The 18,681-nt window shown below is 41.3% G+C and carries 24 protein-coding genes; 2 read left to right on the top strand and 22 right to left on the bottom strand.

What is annotated here, in order from left to right; translation table 11 throughout:
- Nucleotides 1-184: 184 nt before the first annotated feature.
- From HMPREF9188_RS02125 to HMPREF9188_RS02080, 12 genes are all read right to left on the bottom strand, one after another.
- The gene (locus HMPREF9188_RS02125; RefSeq protein WP_009729746.1) at nt 185-400 is read right to left on the bottom strand and encodes a helix-turn-helix transcriptional regulator; all 216 of its coding nucleotides are present in this window, start codon (nt 398-400) and stop codon (nt 185-187) included.
- 2 nt (nt 401-402) lie between these two features.
- On the bottom strand, nt 403-537 hold the full coding sequence (locus HMPREF9188_RS10655; RefSeq protein ID WP_009729745.1) for a hypothetical protein: 135 nt from the start codon (nt 535-537) through the stop codon (nt 403-405).
- 23 nt (nt 538-560) lie between these two features.
- Entirely contained in the window at nt 561-827 is a 267-nt protein-coding gene (locus HMPREF9188_RS02120) for a hypothetical protein (protein ID WP_009729744.1), read from the bottom strand.
- Between the two features lie 4 nt (nt 828-831).
- Nucleotides 832-999 carry a hypothetical protein gene (locus HMPREF9188_RS10460; RefSeq protein ID WP_009729743.1) on the bottom strand — a complete coding sequence of 56 codons (168 nt, stop codon included), beginning with the start codon at nt 997-999 and terminating at the stop codon, nt 832-834.
- Entirely contained in the window at nt 993-2,117 is a 1,125-nt protein-coding gene (locus HMPREF9188_RS02115) for a replication initiator protein A (RefSeq protein ID WP_009729742.1), read from the bottom strand. The genes HMPREF9188_RS10460 and HMPREF9188_RS02115 overlap by 7 nt, the downstream gene beginning before the upstream one ends.
- Nucleotides 2,117-2,299, bottom strand: a complete 183-nt coding sequence (locus HMPREF9188_RS10570) for a hypothetical protein (protein ID WP_009729741.1) — start codon at nt 2,297-2,299, stop codon at nt 2,117-2,119. The genes HMPREF9188_RS02115 and HMPREF9188_RS10570 overlap by 1 nt, the downstream gene beginning before the upstream one ends.
- Before the next feature lie 278 nt (nt 2,300-2,577).
- The gene (locus HMPREF9188_RS02105) at nt 2,578-3,252 is read right to left on the bottom strand and encodes a LiaF transmembrane domain-containing protein (protein ID WP_009729740.1); all 675 of its coding nucleotides are present in this window, start codon (nt 3,250-3,252) and stop codon (nt 2,578-2,580) included.
- A gap of 5 nt (nt 3,253-3,257) precedes the next feature.
- A complete protein-coding gene (locus tag HMPREF9188_RS02100; RefSeq protein WP_000776583.1) occupies nt 3,258-3,704 on the bottom strand; it encodes a LytTR family DNA-binding domain-containing protein in 447 nt (148 codons plus the stop codon).
- A 113-nt stretch (nt 3,705-3,817) separates the two neighbouring features.
- The gene (locus HMPREF9188_RS02095; protein ID WP_009729739.1) at nt 3,818-4,321 is read right to left on the bottom strand and encodes a phosphatase PAP2 family protein; all 504 of its coding nucleotides are present in this window, start codon (nt 4,319-4,321) and stop codon (nt 3,818-3,820) included.
- A gap of 97 nt (nt 4,322-4,418) precedes the next feature.
- Entirely contained in the window at nt 4,419-6,179 is a 1,761-nt protein-coding gene (locus HMPREF9188_RS02090) for an ABC transporter ATP-binding protein (RefSeq protein ID WP_009729738.1), read from the bottom strand.
- Entirely contained in the window at nt 6,169-7,938 is a 1,770-nt protein-coding gene (locus HMPREF9188_RS02085) for an ABC transporter ATP-binding protein (RefSeq protein WP_009729737.1), read from the bottom strand. The genes HMPREF9188_RS02090 and HMPREF9188_RS02085 overlap by 11 nt, the downstream gene beginning before the upstream one ends.
- Nucleotides 7,922-8,383 carry a MarR family winged helix-turn-helix transcriptional regulator gene (locus HMPREF9188_RS02080; protein ID WP_000360513.1) on the bottom strand — a complete coding sequence of 154 codons (462 nt, stop codon included), beginning with the start codon at nt 8,381-8,383 and terminating at the stop codon, nt 7,922-7,924. The genes HMPREF9188_RS02085 and HMPREF9188_RS02080 overlap by 17 nt, the downstream gene beginning before the upstream one ends.
- Nucleotides 8,384-8,576: 193 nt before the next feature.
- On the opposite strand from HMPREF9188_RS02080, the gene HMPREF9188_RS02075 reads away from it, so the two are divergent.
- Complete coding sequence (locus tag HMPREF9188_RS02075; protein WP_033588891.1) at nt 8,577-9,266, top strand: DUF308 domain-containing protein; 690 nt, start codon at nt 8,577-8,579, stop codon at nt 9,264-9,266.
- Nucleotides 9,267-9,313: 47 nt separating this feature from the next.
- Here the strand turns inward: HMPREF9188_RS02075 and HMPREF9188_RS02070 are convergent, their stop codons facing one another.
- Nucleotides 9,314-10,030, bottom strand: a complete 717-nt coding sequence (locus HMPREF9188_RS02070; RefSeq protein WP_000532900.1) for a YebC/PmpR family DNA-binding transcriptional regulator — start codon at nt 10,028-10,030, stop codon at nt 9,314-9,316.
- A 96-nt stretch (nt 10,031-10,126) separates the two neighbouring features.
- On the bottom strand, nt 10,127-11,497 hold the full coding sequence (locus HMPREF9188_RS02065) for an MATE family efflux transporter (protein WP_009729735.1): 1,371 nt from the start codon (nt 11,495-11,497) through the stop codon (nt 10,127-10,129).
- Between the two features lie 109 nt (nt 11,498-11,606).
- On the opposite strand from HMPREF9188_RS02065, the gene HMPREF9188_RS02060 reads away from it, so the two are divergent.
- Nucleotides 11,607-12,161 (top strand): GNAT family N-acetyltransferase, encoded by a 555-nt coding sequence (locus tag HMPREF9188_RS02060; RefSeq protein ID WP_000060287.1) that lies wholly within the window; start codon nt 11,607-11,609, stop codon nt 12,159-12,161.
- A gap of 118 nt (nt 12,162-12,279) precedes the next feature.
- Here HMPREF9188_RS02060 and recA read toward each other — a convergent pair whose 3' ends face one another.
- The 8 genes from recA to HMPREF9188_RS02020 all read right to left on the bottom strand — a co-directional run.
- Entirely contained in the window at nt 12,280-13,431 is a 1,152-nt protein-coding gene (recA, locus tag HMPREF9188_RS02055) for a recombinase RecA (RefSeq protein ID WP_001085521.1), read from the bottom strand.
- Nucleotides 13,432-13,485: 54 nt separating this feature from the next.
- Entirely contained in the window at nt 13,486-14,742 is a 1,257-nt protein-coding gene (locus HMPREF9188_RS02050) for a competence/damage-inducible protein A (protein ID WP_009729734.1), read from the bottom strand.
- A gap of 73 nt (nt 14,743-14,815) precedes the next feature.
- Nucleotides 14,816-15,856 (bottom strand): glycopolymer--peptidoglycan transferase LytR, encoded by a 1,041-nt coding sequence (gene lytR / locus HMPREF9188_RS02045; protein WP_000592173.1) that lies wholly within the window; start codon nt 15,854-15,856, stop codon nt 14,816-14,818.
- Nucleotides 15,857-15,860: 4 nt separating this feature from the next.
- Nucleotides 15,861-16,382: a GNAT family N-acetyltransferase gene (locus HMPREF9188_RS02040; protein ID WP_000455522.1), complete on the bottom strand. Its 522-nt coding sequence runs from the start codon at nt 16,380-16,382 to the stop codon at nt 15,861-15,863.
- Nucleotides 16,372-16,815 carry a tRNA (adenosine(37)-N6)-threonylcarbamoyltransferase complex ATPase subunit type 1 TsaE gene (gene tsaE, locus HMPREF9188_RS02035; protein ID WP_000288252.1) on the bottom strand — a complete coding sequence of 148 codons (444 nt, stop codon included), beginning with the start codon at nt 16,813-16,815 and terminating at the stop codon, nt 16,372-16,374. Before tsaE ends, HMPREF9188_RS02040 begins: the two co-directional genes overlap by 11 nt.
- 85 nt (nt 16,816-16,900) lie before the next feature.
- Nucleotides 16,901-17,524, bottom strand: a complete 624-nt coding sequence (locus HMPREF9188_RS02030) for a hypothetical protein (RefSeq protein ID WP_009729732.1) — start codon at nt 17,522-17,524, stop codon at nt 16,901-16,903.
- A 136-nt stretch (nt 17,525-17,660) separates the two neighbouring features.
- Nucleotides 17,661-18,080, bottom strand: coding sequence for a nucleoside-diphosphate kinase (gene ndk / locus HMPREF9188_RS02025; protein WP_000438307.1), 420 nt, complete (start codon nt 18,078-18,080; stop codon nt 17,661-17,663).
- 352 nt (nt 18,081-18,432) lie between these two features.
- A partial coding sequence (locus tag HMPREF9188_RS02020; protein ID WP_009729731.1) for an LPXTG cell wall anchor domain-containing protein occupies nt 18,433-18,681 on the bottom strand: 249 nt, incomplete at its 5' end.

Genomic DNA, 18,681 nt, shown 5'->3' with positions numbered 1-18,681 from the left:
CCTTCAGCTTATGATCTTTATCATGCTTTTTCGTTCAGTGGCTGGACTAGATATCCTTTTCTAGTTTGCTGCTCGCCCCCATTTCTTTTTTATCCATAGCCACGCTGTATCAGGGCAAGCCTTGTATTCAGTTTTCAAAGGTCTGTAGTTTAATGACTTCTCGGTCAAAATGGATTTAACTGGACTACGTTTTGTCCGATTCTGATCCTAACAGGTAGTCAATGGTTACCCCGAAATATTCTGCCACATTTTTGGCATTCTCCAAACTTATCTGACTATATCCTGTCTCCCAGTTCGATATGGTGTTGCGAAACACCCCTATCTGATCAGCCAAGGCTTGTTGTGACAACCTAGCTTTTTTTCGTAAGTCTCTGATACGATTTTGTGTTTGTTTCCTCACATCTACTTGTCTCCTTCATTATTTGGACTTGATAGTATTTCATCATCCATCAAAGGAGCATTCTTCAGCTCCAGCATGACAAGCCCTATTCCATAAGCTAAGATCAATAATACAGCCATTGCAACTAGTTTAAACATTACTATCCTCCTGATATTGTTCCTTATTTTGTCCGATAAGTTATCTTCTTCACCCATCTAGGATTGATAGAAAACGGTGGAGTCGCTGATGTAAAATTCATACTCGCTCCTGTTCCAAATGAACTTGATACCAATTTTTCTAGTTCCTCTAAGTTGAAAGTGATGAAAATACTTTCTACCGTCTTATCAAAATACTCTACAATCATTTCAATCTCTTGAACTGGTTGGGAAGGTGTAGCTTTCATAGCTTGCCCTCTGTTAATTCTCTCTTGGTTATTAAAAAATCCCATAAAATCAATCCTCTTTCTGTTGCCATGATGAGAAAATTTGGCTGAGTTTCTCAGCTCTTTCTTTTTTCGGTAAATCAAAAACAGCTTTAGGAATCGTGTAGAGTTTCTCCTTCGGGCTGCGACCTATCGTTAGCACTTTACCATCAATTGGTCTAAATTCATCTTTTAACATGTTTCAACTCCCTTAGACAATTCTGATAAATAGCTATTCAGTTTCGTCTCCGATAGTTTATCTGGATAATAGTATGCAATCAGACTAGGACACTCATCAGGAAATTTTCTAGCGTGCTCACTTTGTCCTGATAGCTCCATAAAACCCTGTTCTTTTTCGATAAGTAGAGCCATTTTCCAGAAGCGAATCATCATTTTGTAGAAGTAGGCTGGGACATTCTGGATTGGTTTTCCTTCAGCCTCTCCGGTTTTGATTTTGAAAATCAATTTATCAAGCTCACGTTCAAGATCTTGCAGCCAAACCTCTCCGTAAATTTCCTGATTAGCTAAGAGGTTGTTATAATTCTTTTCAACTTGGCGTTTTGCTTGATAGATTTTATTTTCAAGAATTTTTGCATCTTTCCCAAACAAGCTGAGTTTCTGAACTAGTTGAGGAGAAAGAAAACCATGTTGCCCCATTTTAAATGCTTCAGCAATTGATAAATCAGATAAAGATGACTCGTTCTCGTATCGATTAGTATCGTATGAGGATTCTGTCTGACTCCTCTCTGTATTTATTCCGTCCGATTCGTGGACGTTTTGAAGTCCATTTTGCGGACGTCCGTTTTTGATACTTTCGCTATTATCAAGGCTTTGGGGTACTTTTTCATAGAGAACTTTACCAAAAGCATTAACCCTCTTCAGTAACTCACCATTAGATGAATAGTGCTCCACCATTTCTAAATTAGCATCCACTAGCTGAAGATAAAGTCTATTTGGCTTATTGAGTCCTTGCCTAACTTCTCGTAAGAGACCATGTTCTTGCAGTTCTTTCTTGATCTTAGTAACTTTCATCTTTCCCTTGTCCAATAGCAGCATCAGGTCAGAAACTGTAAAAATTAGAAAGACCGCTCCATTTTCATCAACGTAATCTCTATTTCCCTTCTGGAATGAACTGATACTTAATTTACAACGATTATAAAGAGCGCCATAAGCTAACTTAGCATCAGATGAAAGACCCGTGTAAGAACTAGTCAATTTGACATAGCCGTTCTCATTGTGTTGAATACGGGTGAAAAAGATTTCTGGAATTTGATAAAAAGTTAGAGTGGCTAGTTGATCAATCGTGATATCCGCCATTAGTAGCCTCCTACAACTTGTAATCTCAAGCCACCAGCTTCAGGAAAATAGACAAGATGAGTTTGTTCTAACTCTTCAATAGCTGCAATAGCACGGCTTTTAGTCCATCCCATTGTATTCATCAAATCTAAAATCATTACGTCTCTAGTCAACCTTGAGACCTTTGTTTGGTGTTGTTTCATAAGTAATCCTTTCTTGTCACAAGCTAGTGTTAATTCACAGCTATATCATAATGGATAATGAGAAAATCTGTTTTAAAGGGACAATGAAATAAATTATCGAATCAAGGTATATAATTTATTTCCCTAAATATATCCCATCAATTCTGGATTATCTGACATTTTTCTCCTTTCTTTAATTTTTACAACGAAAAAAGAGAGCGATTTTCTCGCCCTCTCAGGTTATATGATATTTAATTGTTCACTTTCCCAAAACTCTAGACACTTAGAGGAGACTTTTTTTATTTAACGTAAACAACTCCAAGTTTACCAAAAGCGACTTCCCCACGGATAATCAAGGTTTTGTTTGTTGGGGCTACAGGAGCATCTGCCTTAGCTGCACCAAAGGAGGTTTCTACTTTCAAATCGACACGCCAGTGTTGTGGAACATAGACGGTTGCATTCCCGAAGGCCACTTCAATATTTAAAGTTGCAAAATCACCTAGCATCTCTGCATTATCATAGTAGATTTTAGCATCCCCAAAAGCGACTTCCACTTGGTCATCTACGAGATCTTGATCTTGCTTATAGAAGGTCCCGCTCCCAAAAGCGACTTCCTTATCCGTGACGACTGTTTTTTTCCCATTGTACCACCATTTTTTTTCATTCCAGAACTTACTTGAATGCGTCAGATAACCAACACCTAGCACTGCTAAGATGCTAGCCCAAAACAAAGACTGGTTTGGAATAGGAAAAATGTTATAAAAATGATTCGCAATCATTAAGGCTACTAGAGCGGTAAAAACTGCTGATGTTAGATGACGACGAAGCAAAGCTTCAACTGATTGGTAAGCAAAAAAGGCGATACCAATCAAAGGCCATATTTTACCATCCAAAGAAGGAATTCCAAAATTCCCTTGCAGCAAGATCCAAGCTGCTAGAACCAATAAAACAATACCAAATGCTTTCTTTTTCATGTTTTTTACCTCATGTTTCTTAGATTTTCTTTTAGGAGGGATTGGTAATGTCGTGAGACATGAACCTCCTTGTGCGTCTGATAAAAGGAAATGGTGCCCGTTCCTGAAAAGGACTTGTCCACTGAGTAAATCTGACGGATGTTTGCAATAGTTGACTTGGACACTCGACTAAAATAGCGAGGCAAGATGGACTCCAACTCATAAAGTTTGAGACGTACTTCATAGGCTTCCTTCTGGGTATGAGCGTAGATCTTGCTCCCTTCTGTTTCAAAGAAGAGAATTTCTGATAGGTCTAGATAATATTCACCTGTCCCCTTGTAAAAAGTCAACCTCGGAGCCTTTGACTCTTGCAAGAGCCGTTGCAAATCTGCAATTTCATCTGTCAAAGCAGGAGTCTTGATGACAATTTCAGTCTCCTCTAAATTGCCATCAATCTCAATTCGTAACTTCATCACATCTCCTTTCTGACTCTACTATATCAAAGCTAAGTTAGGAATACAAGGGCAAAAAAGCAAGTGGTCAATTTGAAGCAGTAAGTGGTTGTAGAACTAGCTTAACTTACATGTCAGAATAGGAAGAAAAGGAATCCCCACACCATACCACAAGCATAGCCAGCGATGACATCCTTGGGATAATGAACGCCCCCTAAAACCCTCACCAAGCCCAGCAAAGCTGAGAAGAGCAAGCATGCTAAGCCAACAGGTAGACTAATATGCAGACAGGCCATGGAGATGATAGTTGCTGAAAAAACATGGCGACTGGGCATCGACTGTCCCGAGCTATCTTTTTCAAGCAGGGGACAGATATCCCAAGTTTCATAAGGCCGCGGGTGGTTGATTTTCTTACGAAAAAGAGACAAAATCACAAAACCTGATGCAGGAATAAGCACATAAACCCCAACTTGCTGACCCAATCCTAGTTGCAGGTAAGTGGTGACTAGCAAGATCAGATAGACCAAGGGCATGGCGGCTGTCATCAAACGATTGAAACTGCGTAACAGAAATAAAAGAGTGGGATGGCTGGTGAGTCTGGAGCTGATATTTTGATACCATTCTTGATAATTTTTCATTTATACTTCTCATTCATTACCTTGTTTTCGTCTACAGGTGAGACGTTTGTCTTCTAGTATAGTGCAGAAAAAGAAGGCCGTCAAGCCTTCTTTTGATTTATTCTTCTGCTTCGTCTTCTGTAAATTGACTATTGTACAAGTCAGCGTAGAAGCCACCTTGCGCCATCAACTCCTCGTGATTGCCTTGCTCGATGATATTGCCATCTTTCATGACAAGAATCAAGTCGGCATTTCGGATAGTAGACAAGCGGTGGGCAATGACAAAGGATGTGCGTCCTTCCATCAAACGGTCCATTGCTTTTTGAATCAACTCCTCTGTACGTGTGTCGACTGAGGATGTCGCTTCATCCAAAATCAAGAGTGGTGCATCCTTAAGAAGTGCACGAGCAATGGTCAAGAGTTGTTTTTGCCCAACAGACAAGGTCACAGTGTCATCCAAAACCGTATCGTAGCCGTCTGGCAAGGTCATGATAAAGTGGTGGATTCCCACAGCCTTGCTTGCTTCCATCATTCGTTCATCACTGATGCCCGTTTGATTGTAGATGAGATTTTCTCGAATCGTTCCTTCAAAGAGCCAAGTATCTTGCAAGACCATTGAAAAGGCATCGTGTACTTCTGAGCGCTTCATATCCTTGGTATCGACACCATCGATACGGATACTTCCCTTATCAATCTCATAGAACTTCATCAAAAGATTGACAATGGTTGTCTTACCAGCTCCAGTAGGCCCAACGATAGCGACCTTCTGGCCTGCATGAGCTGTCGCAGAAAAGTCATGGATGATGGTGCGTTCTGGTGTATAGCCAAAGGATACGCGATCAAAGACCACTTCTCCCCTCATGCCAGTCAATTGTCTTTCCTTATGGGATTCATCCTGCATCTCAGCTTCACCTAGAAATTCAAAGACACGTCCCATGGCTGCACTGGCTTGTTGCAAGCTGGTAATCCCTTGAGCAATTTGTGATAAGGGTTGTGAGAAGGTACGAACATAGACCATAAAGGCTACAATAACCCCGATAGTGATATGCCCTTTTAGAGCAAGCGCGGCCCCAACGATGATGACCAAAACATAGCTAAAATTCCCAACAAAGAACATGGCTGGCATCATGATACCAGAGATAAACTGAGATTTCCAGATGCTGTCGTGCAAGTTCTGATTCAAACCTGCAAATTTCGCTTTAGAGGTGTCTACTGCGTTGTAGCTGGTCACTACATTATGGCCAGAGTACATTTCTTCTACGTAACCATTGACGGCTGCTAGATTATTTTGTTGGGCTTTAAAATAACCCTGTGACTTGGCCATAATTACGGAAACTGCCGCAAAACCAACAAACGTAGAAACAACCGTTACCAGAGCTAAAATCCAGTTCATACTAAACATGGTCACCAAAACAGCAATCAACAAGAAGCTGGCTGAAAGAACAGTCCCTAAACTTTGGTTGAGAGATTGCGCCGCCGTATCCACATCATTGGTCACGCGCGAAAGGGTGTCTCCTTGTGAATGGCGGTCAAAATAGCCAAGTGGCAAACGATTGATTTTTTCAGCGATTGCTGTCCGCAAGCGTTTTGAAAAATGTTGGATACTTGTTGAAAAGATATAGGCCTGTGTATAGTTAAGGATAGCACCAAGTACATAGAGAATCACTAAAAAGCTAGCAATACTTGAAACAGCCTCTAAATCAATTCCTGTCATCAAACCATCTGAAATCAAGTTGGTAATTTCCTTAATCTTGGTTGGTCCATAAACAGTGATGATGCTTGAACATACAGCTGCTACAACCGCTACTAGTAGGGGAAGTTGGAGACCTGCTAGAAAAGGTTTATAATATTTCCAAAAAGACATTTTCTTATTTTCCATGTTCCAATTCCTCCTTCGATAGTTGTGAGTAGGCAATTTCTTGGTAGACTTCGTTGGTAGCTAGAAGTTCCTTATGGGTGCCTTGTCCCACGACTTTTCCTTGATCCAAGACTAAGATCAGGTCAGCATCCATAATGGTAGAAATCCGCTGCGCTACGATGAGCTTGGTCATGGATTGTGTTTTCTCAGCTAGCTCTTGGCGTAAGATACGATCCGTCTTGTAGTCCAAGGCTGAGAAGGAGTCATCAAAAATGAGAATCTCTGGTTTACGAGCCAAGGCACGCGCAATGGCCAAACGCTGTCTTTGACCTCCTGAGAAGTTGGTTCCACCTTGGGCTACTTCTGATGCAAGTCCTGCTTCCTTATCCTCTATGAAGCTTTTAGACTGGGCCAATTCAAGGGCTTGCCACATAGCAGCTTCGCTTAGAGGAGTTTCTTTGCTTTTGCCAAAGTCTAAGTTCTCCTTGACATCTCCAGAAAAGAGCACAGCTTTTTGAGGAATATAACCAACCTTGTTGCGCAAATCTTCCAAGTCATAGTCTTGAACATTAACTTCGTCCACTAGGATTTCTCCATCTGAAACGTCGTAAAAACGAGGCAAGAGGTTGACAAGCGTGGACTTACCTGATCCAGTCGATCCAATGAAGGCTACGGTTTGACCCGCTTCTGCTTTGAAAGTGACCTGTTCCACGACTGCTTCAGAATTTTTAGAGTAGCGGAAAGTCACATCACGGAATTCCACCTGCCCCTGAATTGAAGGATCCGCCGTCTGTGCATGACTAGGATTCTCAATAGAAGGATGCAGATCCAATACTTGATTGATACGTCCTGCCGAAACCAAGGTACGAGGAAGAACGATAAAGAGTGCTCCCATGAGAAGGAAGCCCATCACGACCTGCATAGCATAGGACATGAAGACCACCATATCACTAAAGAGTGGCAAACGTTCTGCCAAACTTGCGTCGTTGATGATATAGGCACCAATCCAGTAAATGGCTAAACTCAATCCACTCGAAATCCCCATCATAATGGGATTCATAATGGCCATCAAACGGTTGACAAAGAGATTAAGTCGAGTCAACTCATCATTAGCTTCTTCGAATTTCTTGTCTTGGTAATCTTCCGCATTGTATGCACGAACAACTCGAATCCCAGTCAAGCTTTCACGAGTGATGCTATTAAGTTTATCTGTCAATTTTTGGATGACAGATTGTTTTGGAAAGGCCAGAGTCATGAGAATAGTGGTCATCAAGACATTGACAATGACTGCCACCACTACTGCCCAGAGCCAGTATTCCGACTTCCCAAGGATTTTTCCAATGGCCCAGATGGCCATGATAGGCCCACGAGTCACTACCTGTAAGCCCATAGTAAAGAGCATCTGAATCTGAGTGATATCATTGGTCGTCCGAGTCAAAAGACTTGGGATTGAAAAACGTTTGATCTCTGTCTGCGAAAAATCCAAAACCTGATGAAATACATCAGTGCGTAGATGGGTTGTATAGGATGCTGCAACGCGAGCGGCAAAGAAACCAACCATAACAGATGAAAAGAAAGCCAATAAAGACAAGCCAATCATCTTCGCAGCTGGTAACCAGAGTTCACCCAACTGCGTTCCAGACGTTCCGAGTAACTCTGTAATTTGTGAAATGTAGGTCGGTACCTCTAACTCGAGATAGACCGAGAAACAAGTGAAAAGAATCGTAAGGACGATCATTCCCCACTCTTTTCCTGTAATACGTTTAGCGAGTTTCTTCATTCTCTCCTCCTATCTTCTCAACATTTTCTTGCAATTGCCCGAGTACCTTTTCAAAGATTGCCAAGTCTGACTTTGAAACACCCTCTAGCAGGCTCTGATCAATCCGATCAAAAAAAGCCTTAACTTTTTGCATCTGCGAACGCGATTTATCCGTCAAGCGAACAAATTTTGCCCGCTTATCGCTCGGGCTCGCCTCTAACTCGACCAAACCATTTTGCACCATACGCTTGACTAAATTACTCGCAACAGATTTGGTAATATTGAGTTCCTGCTCGATATCCTTAATCAAGACCAGTTCCTCTTTTTGTTCACAATGATCTAAAAAACGCAGAACCTGCCCTTGCGGTCCACCCATAAATTCAATGCCACATCTCTTAGCTTCTTTCTGTACCATCAGGTGAACCTGGTGCCCAAAGCGTTTAAAAATCAACATCGGCTTGTCCATGATTGCTCCTTTCTCACGATTGAATATAGTTCTCAGGAGAACTAATTAAGTTTCCATGAGAACTATTTTATCACTTTCAGAAGAGATGTCAAGAAAAAAGTTTCCTAGAGAACTATTTTAGTCTGAATTGACATTGGAGAATATTTTCTCTATAATAAGCACTAGCTACCGTGGATAGGAATCCATTCACTTGATGAAGGGAGAAAACGTTCAAATGAAACCAGAAGAACAAAAAGTTTTAGGGATTTTAGCAACCATTTTTGGAGCCATCGCACTTTTAGGGTCCTGGATCCCGTTTATTAACTATCTATCGTTTTTCATCGCTATTGTCGCGTTGATCTTAGGTATTATCGGACTTATTGCCAATCTCAAAAAACGGAAAACAATGGCCATTATCGGGACATCTCTCGCAGTTGCTTCTGTTGTACTTTTCTTTACGACCCAGATACTGTACGCTAATGTCTACAAAGATTTTATCAGAGAGTTTAACCGTTCCTATAGAGAAGCTAGCTCCTCAATGGAACGCGACTTGACAGATGATACCATTGATTCACTCCCCGAAGATGAGGAAGAAGACGATACCTTTACTTGGACACAAGAACAGTTCGACGCTTTAATTGAAGGTGACCTTGATAACAAAGGAAAAGGTGGTACCAATTACAAGGATATTATCAAAAAGCATGGACTGCCAGACTCCGAGTTTGATTCCACTATTGAGGGCTACGACACAAAGAAAATTACCTATATTGGCATTGATGATAGAATCAAGACCGTTACTCTAACCTTTGTAAAACAGGATAATGGTCAACTCTTACTAGTTCATAAAATAGCTGTAGGCCTAGGAGAAAGACAGCAGCAAAGAGATTCTGGAACCAGAATCTAATCTCAAATATAAAAAGCGAACAGCTAGCAAGTCTGTTCGCTTTTTTATTAGAATCCATCGACATTTGTGTAGATCTTTTGGACGTCCTCATCATCCTCAAGAACGCTGTAAAGTTTTTCAAAGGTTTCCAAATCTTCACCTGACAACTCAACTTCTGACTGAGGAATCATTTCCAGTTCAGTAACTTGGAATTCTTCGACACCTGACTCACGAAGGACAACGATAGCCTTGTGAAGGTCAGTTGGAGCTGTGTAAACAGTGATTGTTCCTTCTTCTGCTTCTACATCATCCACATCAATGTCTGCTTCAAGCAAAAGCTCAAAGATAGCATCCGCATCATCACCAGCAAATACGATAACACCCTTGTTGTCAAAGAGGTAAGAAACAGAACCTGAAGCTCCCATGTTACCGCCATTTTTACCAAAAGCAGCACGAACGTTCGCAGCTGTACGGTTGACGTTTGAAGTCAAGGTATCCACAATCAGCATAGAACCATTTGGTCCAAATCCTTCGTAACGTCCTTCTGTAAAGGTTTCGTCTGTGTTCCCTTTTGCCTTATCGATAGCCTTATCAATAACGTGTTTTGGCACCTGCGCTTGTTTAGCACGATCGATAACGAATTTCAAAGCAGTGTTTGATTCTGGATCTGGTTCCCCTTTTTTAGCTGCTACATAGATTTCTACACCAAATTTTGCATATACTTTAGAGTTAGCTCCATCTTTAGCCGTTTTCTTGGCTACGATATTGGCCCATTTACGTCCCATTAGGAATCTCCTTTTTTCACATTTTAATCTTTCTTATTATAACACAAGTCTAGCTGATTTTCACTAGAGGAAATGGATTTTCTTTTGCAAAGCAAGCTAGGATTGCCCTCCGACTGCCACGATTTTCTTGCCTTCTTTTATCCAAGGGTGTCGGGAAAGGGAGAAGTAAAGTTGGAGAGTCATCACAACCCAGAGTAGCGGTTCACAGAGAATAACACCTGTATAGCCTGTCCAAGGAATAATCCAAGCTACGAAAATAATTTTCCCAAACAACTCGATAAAGCTAGATATAAGGGGCAAAAGTTTTTGGCCTAGTCCCTGCAAGCTATTTCTATAAATCAATAAAAGACTTAAAAATGGATAAAATACAGAACTGATACGTAAGTACAAGGTCCCGTTTTCTACCAAATAGCTGTCTGTCGAACTTGCTAGGAAAGAAACTAGGCTAGGACTGGCAAAAAATAGGAAAATACAGGCAAGGGTTGCCCAAGACATACTCAAATAGCTCCCTAAACGAAGGCCTTGGACAATACGTTCGGGACGTTTCGCTCCAAAGTTTTGAGAGATAAAAGTCGTCATCGATGCTGAAATGGCTGTCATTGGTAATAAGGCAAAGGCCATGATTCGCCGTGCTGCCGTTTGAGCACTGATAATGACTGCACCAAAACTATTGACAGAGGATTGCAAAATGACACTTCCGATAGAAACGATTGACCCCATCAGACCCATGGCTAGTCCCTGCTCCAAGAGATCCACATAGAGAGCCTTATTCCATTTGAAATGTTTGAGACCCGGAAGAAGCTCTGGAACACTCTTACGAATATAAAAATAACAGAAGATTGCTGACAAACCCTGTGATATAATGGTTGCAAGACCAGCAGACTGAACACCCAGATGCAGTTGCGTAATAAAATACAAATCCAAGATCACATTAACGATAGCTGAGAAGATAAGAAAAGCAAGAGCCGCAAGGCTATCGCCAATCGAGCGCAGTAAGCCTGCAAAAAGATTGTAAGCAAAACTAACCCCTACACAGGTAACAATCATGGAGATGTACTCATAGGATTGAGAAAGGATTTCTACAGGTGTTTCTAAATATTGCAAGAGTGGATAAAGACCGAAGAAGCCTATCAGCATGACAAGAGCACTCAGGATGGCACCCAGAATCCAAGTTGCTGCAACAGCTTCTTTAATCTTAGCAAAATTACGAGCACCGTAAAGACGAGCGATGACAACTCCCATCCCATTTCCAACTCCGAGGGCAAAGCCGATAATCAAATCAAAGATGGCCGTCGTTGCTCCTACTGCTGCTAGGGATTCTTGTCCAAGGAACCGCCCTACAATCAAGACGTCAGCTGTATTATATAGTTGTTGGAAGATATTGGACAACAGAATTGGAAGGGCGAAGCTCAAAAGTGAGGGAAGAATGGAGCCATGAATCAGGTCCACTGTTCGTTTTTTATTCATAAAGATATTATATCAGCTTTCCAGAGGACCGACAAGATTCTTTAACGAATCCTGAAATCAATTGCTTACAGAGAGACAATTTGCTATAATCAAGAAAAGGAGGTCATTTATGAGTTTGACCAGTCAATTAATAACCGATGTGTTTCCAGATCTTGATAAAGTTGAAAAGCTAAATAACGAAGCTTTCCCCGAGGAGGAACGAGTCCCTCTTTCTGAGTTTTTGCGCTATCAGGACCGAGATGACGCCCACTTTTTTGCTTTTTATAACGAAGAAGAATTTGTTGGCTTTGCTTTTGCCATCTCCAACCAAAAGGCCTTCTATATTAGCTTTTTTGCCATCATGCCTCACTTAAGAAGTCACGGGTATGGGAAGGAAATTATAGACAAACTAACTGATTTTTACCAGCGGACCATGTTGCTTGAAGTGGAGCGATTGGATGAAGAATGCGATAACTTGGAACAAAGAAAAGCTCGTATGAGCTTCTATCAACAAAATGGCTTTAAAACAGCTAACGCTTTTCTAGAGTATGATGGCTTGAGTTTTGAAATTCTCTACCGCGGTGACCATTTCGACGAGGAAGCCTATCGCGACATCTTCCAAAAATTACAAGATGAACATTATTTTGACTTTCACATCAAATACAGACGCTTTAGTGATCATTAGTTGTTTCAAGGAAGAGAAGTCTAATGAACTTTCTCACGATAAAACGCATAATATCAAGGTTATGAAGACCTGATATTATGCGTTTTTATGATTTTGAAAACTTTACCTAGTTTTATCTTTATTCTTCAATTTCGATTTCAAGTCCATCGCCTAGGTCAAGCGTCACTTCTTGGTTAGGTGCCAGATCTTCAGCGACAGAAGTAGGAGCGGTTCCCTCTTCATCTTCAATCAAACCGTATTGAACACGAACCTGATGGTCAATCTCATCAAAAATCTCTGGGTGATCTGCCAAGTATTTCTTAGCATTCTCTGATCCTTGCCCGATTTTTTCACCCTTGTAAGAGTACCATGCTCCTGCTTTTTGGATAATATCGAGATCACTTGCAATCTTCAAGAGCTCACCGGTCTTAGAAATCCCTTCTCCGTACATGATTTCAACAAAAGCTTCCTTAAATGGTGGAGCTACCTTGTTTTTCACGACCTTGATTTTGGTTTCCTTACCGACATTGGTATCTTTTTGGTCACCAGTTCCTTTGATTTGTGTGCTTCCACGAACATCCAAACGGACTGAAGCGTAGAATTTCAGAGCACGTCCACCAGGTGTTGTTTCAGGATTTCCAAACATGACCCCAACTTTTTCACGCAACTGGTTGATAAAGATGGCAATTGTTTTAGTTTTATTGATAGAAGCACCAAGTTTACGCATGGCCTGGCTCATCATACGAGCTTGCAAACCAACGTGACTATCTCCAATATCCCCATCAATTTCCGCACGAGGTACAAGGGCTGCAACCGAGTCGATAACGACGAGGTCGACTGCACCTGAGTCAATCAATTTCCCTGCAATTTCAAGGCCTTGCTCACCTGAGTCTGGCTGTGACAAGAGTAACTCATCAATGTTCACACCAAGGGCTGCAGCATAGGCTGGGTCAAGAGCATGTTCCGCATCGATAAAGGCTGCAATACCACCTTCTTTCTGTGCTTGCGCGACAGCGTGAAGGGCAACCGTTGTCTTACCAGAAGACTCTGGTCCATAAATTTCGATGATGCGTCCCTTAGGATAACCACCTGAACCAAGAGCAATGTCCAGAGCCAAGGACCCTGAACTCATGACTTGCACTTTTTGCTCCGCACGCTCGCCCAAACGCATGATTGAGCCTTTACCAAAGTCTTTCTCAATCAATTTAAGGGCATCGTTCAATGCTTTTTCACGATCAGCTCCAAATTTTTTCCCAATTTCATCTAATTTTTTTGTTGGTTTTTTCGCCATTTTGTTCTCCTATATTCTACTGGTCCTTAGACCTGTCTTTCATTATACCAAAATTTAGTCACTTAATAAAGTCTTGCGAACTAGGTTAAAGGCATGCATAACCGCGATGTGACGAACATCTGCACGGCTCCGTCCGGCAATATTAGCCTTGATCACCTCGGTCCCTTTTGCATGCGCCAAGCCGATAAAAACTGTGCCAGCTGGATGCCCCTCTAGGCTATCTGGTCCTGCCACACCCGTCAAACTAACTCCATAGTCAGACTGAGTCTTGAGACGTGCCTGCTCTGCCATTTTTCGAGCTGTAAACTCTGAAACGACACCATGTTTTTTCAGTTCTCGCTCGGAAATATCCAACATCTTGGACTTTTCCTCTAGGCTGTAGGTGACAAATCCTCCATTAAAGATAGCTGACACACCTGAAAAGTCTGCTAATGTCGCTTGAAAGAGACCTGCCGTCAAGCTTTCTGCCGCAGTAATGCTTTTCTGTCTCTTCTTTAGCTCTTCTACAACGACACTTGCGAGACTGGTTTCTTCCCCATATCCATAACAGATGTCTCCCAGTGAATGTCCATCGAAAGTCTGACGATCCAAGATTTGATTTTCTAGGATATCCAGCACTCGATCAGCCTTTTCTTGACTGACTGCTTTTGTGGACAAGCGCAAGGTCACTTCTCCCGTCTTGGCATAAGGCGCCAAAGTCGGATCCGTTTGATGGTCAATCAAATCCGCCAAAATGGTCACCAACTGACTCTCCCCAATCCCAAAGAAACGAAGCACTCGGGAATACAGTTTGGTGCCAGTCATCAGCTTGGGTAAAAGTTGATTTAAGACCATGGGTTTCAACTCACTTGGCGGTCCTGGAAGGACTACGTAGGTCACGCCATTCACTTCCGACACTCCTCCTACTGCTAAACCTGTCTCATTTGGCAGTGGGGTCGCCCCTTCTACAATTTGGGCTTGGCGCTCATTATTCGGTGTCCGAGCATAGTCAGGTCTATGAGCAAAGAAAATATCCAATTTCTCTTGTGCTTGAGGGTCAAACACTAGAGCTTTTCCTAAAAATTTTGCCAGAGTTTGTTTGGTCAAATCATCCTCGGTTGGTCCCAACCCCCCTGTCAAAATCACAAGATTGCTACGTTGACTCGCAATCTCAAGCAGGGACAAAAGACGAGCTTCATTGTCTCCGACAGCTGTTTGAAAATAAACATCTACCCCGATTTCGGCTAACTTCTCTGATAAAAACTGAGCATTGGTATTGACGATCTGCCCTGTTAAAATTTCTGTTCCGACAGCAATAATTTCTGCTTTCATTTTTCCTCCTATTTATCTATTCGAATTTTTTTGAAAAAATCGCAGGAAATTTCCCACGATTTGATTCTTTGTTTTATTCTACCTCTTCGTTTGAAACACTAGTACTGGTTGAAGGCGCTGTCCGACCAAAGGCTGTTTCGTACAGTACCGCATTGGTTTCCAATTCTGTCACTGGCTCTTTACCCAGTGAACTACGCAAGAGATTTTGCATTTCGAGCATATGTTCTGAAGTGACAATCTGATAAGAAATCCCTTGTAGCTCAGCATCTTCCCCACGCAATTGATGCGTCTCAATATTTTTGAAAGAATCTTGATAGCCGAGCAATTGTGGAATGCTCTTAGCTGATAAGTCCACATTGGTCTGCATGTTATCACTCAAAGCTTTGAGGATACCTTGATAATGACTCACACTGTTTAGGCTCAAAACCTTCTCAACGATTTTTTGAATGACTTCACGTTGACGCTTTTGACGGCCGTAGTCTCCTTCAGGGTCTTGGTAACGCATCCGCGAATACACCAAGGCTTCCTCACCATTCAAGTTTTGTTCCCCAACACCAATGGAAATCTTATTAAACTCTTCTTGGTCAGTGATAGAAATTGGAAAACCAAGTGTATTGTTGACGGTGATCCCACCAACTGCATCCACCAATTGTTGAAGGCCTTGCATGTTGACCATTACATAGCGGTCAATGTGGATATTCATCATCTTTTGAATAGTAGAAATTGCAAGTTCCGCACCACCATTAGCATAGGCCGCATTGAGTTTGGCTTCCTGAACTTGGCCATTTTCATTCTCGATCTTAGTCAAAATATCCCGTTCCAAACTCATCATAGTGGTTTTCTTTGTTTTGGGATTAACCGTCAGGAGTATCATAGAATCACTATTCCCTGCCCACGGATCTGTACGTTCCGAATTTCCCGTATCTACCCCCATCAAGAGGATAGTCAGTGGCTCCGTCGCTTCGATAACGTTGGTTTCTTCCCCGATTTTTTTGTAAGTCTTTTTACTTAGGGTTTCTGTTCCCTGTTGGTAGATGGTATAGCCATAAACCGCTACACCTAAAACTGTTACTGCTAGGAAACCTAGAACCATTCCAATTAATTTTTTAATCATCTTGTTATTCATCTATCAATTTGCCCATCAGACAAACATCTAAAAATATCCCTTCTGCTAAATAGGCTCCTCTTTCTTGCAAGCCTTCTATGATAAATCCCATTTTTGAATAGAGGTGGATAGCAGCCTCATTTCGTTTTTGTACACTAAGTTGCAAACGGCGCAAGACACCACTGGCTTTAGCCCACTCGATACCTTCTTCTAGGAGTATTGTCGCCAAGCCTTGGTTCCAAAATTTCTTGCGAACTGCTAGAAAAACATCTCCAATATGCCGAACTCTTAAATGTTGATCCGCTGTGATATTTAAGATACCTGCAATCTCATCATTCAGTAAGGCGAGAAGAGTAATTTGATTCTCCGATGCAGCTTGTTTTTCGATAAAAAGAGCCATTTCAGACGCTGTCATCATGATACCATTTTCATCTAGGCTAGTGAGGTCTGTCTCTTGACCGACACAATCTAAAAATGCAATCAAAGCTGTAGCATCTGAAGTCTCTGCCTCACGAATGCACAACTCATACTCCATCATGAAGCTCCTTGATGAGTTGTTCAGCCCGAGGGCCATGAGCCGTAAAATGAAGACAACGACCCTCTGCTTCTTTCAAAATTTCCAATTCCAAATAGGAATCTGGTAAATCCTCACCCAAAAGATGCCCCCACTCAATAACAGTCACACCGCCACCAAAGAGAAACTCATCCAAGTCAATAGAATCAGCGTCTCCTTCGATACGGTAGACATCCAAGTGGTAAAGTGGCAGACGCCCTTCATACTCTCTCACGATAGTATAAGTTGGACTTTTAATCATCTGACGGATATCCAAACCCTTGGCAAGGCCTTTTGTAAAGGTTGTTTTACCCGCACCCAACTCTCCCGTCAAGATCAGAACATCGTCTTTTTGAAGCAAATGACCTAATCTTTCTCCGAGAGCTCGAAGCTCTTCTTCATTTTTTGTGTACATGTTACTATTATACCAAAAAGTTTTCTTTTGTGTGAATTTTCTTTATAGACTTACTATGCTAAATTTATAGTTCTCCTTGCCTTTCTCAGAAAAAGGCAAAAATACAAATAACAAATAAAACATCGCGAATCACATGTCCGTAAAATGAAATTTCCCTTTGCACGGATTTTGGAAAGAGGAAACGCGCACATAAAAAACCGAGACCGATATAAAGGAGAATGGAGGAGATCGTTACGGGATTTCTCAAGAAAATAATCGTGCCTAAAACGGAAATCACAACCGTTCTCTTCTTGTTGAGATGGTTGTCCATATCCCGAATATATTTATCAAAAGGTAAGAAAATCCATAGATCTACTCCCAGCAAGAAAAAGAATGAAGGCAAAAAGAGGTCAACTAGATCCTGCTGAAGCTCAGTACCAACTTGGATACTTTCTGATAAAATGAAACAGCTGGCTAAAAGATTGATGATTAAAAGAAGATTATGGATAAGCTTTACTTTCTCTGCAGAATGCAAAATACTATGACTTTTCTGACCCAAGGTATGGAAATAATTAATCCCAGCACAAAAGCCAGAAACTCCCACTATGAGAATTAAAAAATAGACATTTCCTTCTCTTAAGGATAAAAATGATTCCTCCCACAATAAACAACTTCCAAATAAAATTTGAGCGACAGCTAATAATAATAAAACACGAATTGATTTCATCATTTCCTTTTCTTCCTCCGTATAAGAAATTATACTCTGACAGGATTAGAAAATGATAAATGACTTCCGAAATGTCACATTAGGACGCTGAACGGTACAAAAAACAGTTCCGTCATTCACAGAACTGTTCTCTTCTAATCTAATCCTTAAACCATAGGGCGATTTCTCGTTTAGCTGACTCTTCTGAATCTGATCCATGTACGACGTTTTGAATGGCTTGATTTTCTCCTGCCGCCTTAGCAAAATCTCCCCGGATTGTCCCCGAAAGAGCCTCTTCTGGACGAGTAGCTCCCATCATGTCACGCCAGCTTTCAATTACCTTGGGACCTGAAATGATTCCCACAATTATTGGACCTGAGGTCATAAATTGGCGGATAGGAGGATAAAAACTTTTTCCAACTAAGTCGCGATAGTGTTGGTCAATCAAATCTTCTGAAACTGTTGAACGTAACTCTAATTTTTCGAGTTTGAAACCACGTCGCTCAATTCTTTTCAAAACCTCGCCAACTAGACCTCTCTTCACACCATCTGGCTTAATGATAAAGAATGTTTGTTCCATATAAATCCCCTTGTCATTTTAGTTCTTCTATTCTACCACACTTTATGAAAAAGTGGGGAAATTTTCTGAAATTAGCAAGCTCTATCATTTCTAAAGTAGGTAAATCTTAATATTCAAATTGCCTGAAGAAGCCTGCCGATAATAAGAGCCTTAACGTTAAGTTTCATCCATAACCTGACACAAAACTTGAAGAACTTTGACAACTTTAAAACTAGAATTCTCATTGCTTTGAATATCAAAAAGAGAGAACCAATCTGATTCTCTCTCGTACTTAGTTATATGTTCCCCACTACAGTTGCCCATGACTTCTAAGCACTATCCTTTACAGTAGTGAAGTTATTCCTTATTTCTACTATCCTTGATTTTTACGTCTATATCCTATTAGCATCAGTAATACTCCTGAGGTTAACATTATCCATACATATTGGGATACGTTGCTTCCATCTCCTGTATTAGGTAATGTCTTGTTATTACTTGTATTTGGTACCTCTGGTTTATTCGATTCTGGATTATTTGGTGTAGAAGGTTTTGTTGGAGTCTTTTCTTGGTTGGTGATCGTAAAGCCTTCTTTCATGCTTCCTGCGTAACCGACTCCATACCA

It is taken from the genome of Streptococcus sp. F0441 (assembly GCF_000314775.2).
Lineage (GTDB): Bacteria > Bacillota > Bacilli > Lactobacillales > Streptococcaceae > Streptococcus.
The sequence above is the reverse complement of the archived record's forward strand: the minus strand, read 5'-3'. Positions and strand labels throughout refer to the sequence as shown.

Excerpts from the sequence above, each read along its gene's own strand:
- HMPREF9188_RS10655 (WP_009729745.1), bottom strand. The coding sequence starts at position 537 with ATGTTTAAACTAGTTGCAATGGCTGTATTATTGATCTTAGCTTATGGA.
- HMPREF9188_RS02120 (WP_009729744.1), bottom strand. The coding sequence starts at position 827 with ATGGGATTTTTTAATAACCAAGAGAGAATTAACAGAGGGCAAGCTATG.
- HMPREF9188_RS10460 (WP_009729743.1), bottom strand. The coding sequence starts at position 999 with ATGTTAAAAGATGAATTTAGACCAATTGATGGTAAAGTGCTAACGATA.
- HMPREF9188_RS02115 (WP_009729742.1), bottom strand. The coding sequence starts at position 2,117 with ATGGCGGATATCACGATTGATCAACTAGCCACTCTAACTTTTTATCAA.
- HMPREF9188_RS10570 (WP_009729741.1), bottom strand. The coding sequence starts at position 2,299 with ATGAAACAACACCAAACAAAGGTCTCAAGGTTGACTAGAGACGTAATG.
- HMPREF9188_RS02105 (WP_009729740.1), bottom strand. The coding sequence starts at position 3,252 with ATGAAAAAGAAAGCATTTGGTATTGTTTTATTGGTTCTAGCAGCTTGG.
- HMPREF9188_RS02100 (WP_000776583.1), bottom strand. The coding sequence starts at position 3,704 with ATGAAGTTACGAATTGAGATTGATGGCAATTTAGAGGAGACTGAAATT.
- HMPREF9188_RS02095 (WP_009729739.1), bottom strand. The coding sequence starts at position 4,321 with ATGAAAAATTATCAAGAATGGTATCAAAATATCAGCTCCAGACTCACC.
- HMPREF9188_RS02090 (WP_009729738.1), bottom strand. The coding sequence starts at position 6,179 with ATGGAAAATAAGAAAATGTCTTTTTGGAAATATTATAAACCTTTTCTA.
- HMPREF9188_RS02085 (WP_009729737.1), bottom strand. The coding sequence starts at position 7,938 with ATGAAGAAACTCGCTAAACGTATTACAGGAAAAGAGTGGGGAATGATC.
- HMPREF9188_RS02080 (WP_000360513.1), bottom strand. The coding sequence starts at position 8,383 with ATGGACAAGCCGATGTTGATTTTTAAACGCTTTGGGCACCAGGTTCAC.
- HMPREF9188_RS02075 (WP_033588891.1), top strand. The coding sequence starts at position 8,577 with ATGAAGGGAGAAAACGTTCAAATGAAACCAGAAGAACAAAAAGTTTTA.
- HMPREF9188_RS02070 (WP_000532900.1), bottom strand. The coding sequence starts at position 10,030 with ATGGGACGTAAATGGGCCAATATCGTAGCCAAGAAAACGGCTAAAGAT.
- HMPREF9188_RS02065 (WP_009729735.1), bottom strand. The coding sequence starts at position 11,497 with ATGAATAAAAAACGAACAGTGGACCTGATTCATGGCTCCATTCTTCCC.
- HMPREF9188_RS02060 (WP_000060287.1), top strand. The coding sequence starts at position 11,607 with ATGAGTTTGACCAGTCAATTAATAACCGATGTGTTTCCAGATCTTGAT.
- recA (WP_001085521.1), bottom strand. The coding sequence starts at position 13,431 with ATGGCGAAAAAACCAACAAAAAAATTAGATGAAATTGGGAAAAAATTT.
- HMPREF9188_RS02050 (WP_009729734.1), bottom strand. The coding sequence starts at position 14,742 with ATGAAAGCAGAAATTATTGCTGTCGGAACAGAAATTTTAACAGGGCAG.
- lytR (WP_000592173.1), bottom strand. The coding sequence starts at position 15,856 with ATGATTAAAAAATTAATTGGAATGGTTCTAGGTTTCCTAGCAGTAACA.
- HMPREF9188_RS02040 (WP_000455522.1), bottom strand. The coding sequence starts at position 16,382 with ATGGAGTATGAGTTGTGCATTCGTGAGGCAGAGACTTCAGATGCTACA.
- tsaE (WP_000288252.1), bottom strand. The coding sequence starts at position 16,815 with ATGTACACAAAAAATGAAGAAGAGCTTCGAGCTCTCGGAGAAAGATTA.
- HMPREF9188_RS02030 (WP_009729732.1), bottom strand. The coding sequence starts at position 17,524 with ATGATGAAATCAATTCGTGTTTTATTATTATTAGCTGTCGCTCAAATT.
- ndk (WP_000438307.1), bottom strand. The coding sequence starts at position 18,080 with ATGGAACAAACATTCTTTATCATTAAGCCAGATGGTGTGAAGAGAGGT.